The sequence below is a fragment of the Kocuria sp. WRN011 genome, assembly GCF_002295155.1.
Lineage (GTDB): Bacteria > Actinomycetota > Actinomycetes > Actinomycetales > Micrococcaceae > Kocuria > Kocuria carniphila.
Genome location: NZ_NSGI01000023.1, coordinates 1 through 1,444 on the forward strand (window position 1 = coordinate 1; position 1,444 = coordinate 1,444).

Annotated in this window: 1 protein-coding gene; it reads left to right on the forward strand. The window is 69.7% G+C overall.

The annotated features are described in order from the left end of the window. The first annotated feature begins 132 nt into the window (after positions 1 to 132). Entirely contained in the window at positions 133 to 1,437 is a 1,305-nt protein-coding gene (locus tag CKW39_RS15210) for an ISL3 family transposase (protein WP_173674351.1), read from the forward strand. Positions 1,438 to 1,444: the final 7 nt, after the last annotated feature.

Below are 1,444 nucleotides of genomic sequence, written 5' to 3' on the forward strand. Positions count from 1 at the left end.
GGCCCTTCACAGATGAGCATGGGTAGCCGGGTGCGTGGGGGCGTTTCGGAGCGCGTGTTGTGGGGTCTGGGTAGAGGTCGAGGCCTCCAGGATGGGTAGCGACCAAGCAACCTGATCCATAAAGGCCTCGACGTGTCTCATGCTATCTGCGCGCCCGCGTGCGCGCTTTTCGACCTGCCCGACGTCCACGTCCTGGCCGTGGAACGCGGGGCGCGCCAGTTCACCGTGGTGGTTGAGACCGTGCCGCCCCTGGTGGGCTTCCCCTCCTGCGCAGTGCTCGCCACCGGTCATGGCCGCCGGAAGGTGCTCCTGCACGACCTGCCCTGTGCTGGGGTGCCGGTGCGGGTTCGCTGGCGCAAGCGGATCTACCGCTGCCTCGAGGACGCCTGCGAGATCTCGACGTTCAGTGAGCTCCACGAGCTGGCGGCCCCGCGGGGCAAGCTCACCACCCGCGCGATCGCCTGGGCCGTGGCCCAGCTGCGCTCCCACGACATCGCGGTCTCGGCCCTGGCTGAGATGCTAGGGGTCGCTTGGAACACCGTCTGGGATGCCATCGCCCCGGTCATCGAGGACCAGTTGGTCGCGCAGGAGCGGCTGACCGGTGTGGACGCTCTCGGTGTCGACGAGCACGTCTGGCGCCACGTCGGTCCGCCCGGCACCGGACTGGTCACCGGGATCGTGGACCACTCCCGCGGTGAGGACGGCCGGCCTCGGGCGAGACTGTTGGACCTGGTCAAGGGCCGTACCGGGGCCGCCTACGGCCACTGGCTCTCCGAGCAAGGGCCGACCTTCACGAGCGGGATCCGCACGGCGACGCTGGACCCGTTCCACGGCTACGCCAATGCCATCCGCGACAAGCTCCCGGAGGCCATCACGGTGCTCGATGCGTTCCACGTGGTCAAGCTCGGCGGCCAAGTCGTCGACGAGGTGCGTCGCCGCGTGCAACAGGACACCCTGGGTCACCGCGGACGGGCCGGAGACCCGCTCTACGGGATCCGCCGGACCCTGCAGATCGGCGCCGAGCACCTCACTCCCAAGCAGATCACCCGCCTGAACGCGAAGCTCGAGGCCGGGGACCCGCACTATGAAGTCACCCTCGCCTGGCACTGCTACCAGAAGCTGCGTGCCGTCTACCACGCCCGCCCCGAAGCCGGACGCCGGCTCGTCGCCGAGATCCTGGGGGCCTTCCCGACCTGCCCGATCCCGGAGGTCGCCCGGCTGGGCCGCACCTTGCAGCGATGGCGGTCGGCGATCCTGGCCTACTTCGACACCGCCGGAGCCTCGAACGGGCCGACAGAGGCGATCAACGGGGTGATCGAGACGATGCGCCGGGTCGCTCGGGGTTTCCGCAACTTCGACAACTACCGGCTACGCGCCCTGCTCGCCGCCGGTGGCCACCGGCCGTGGCGGAAGACGCCTACCCACGCTCATCTGTGAAGGGCCG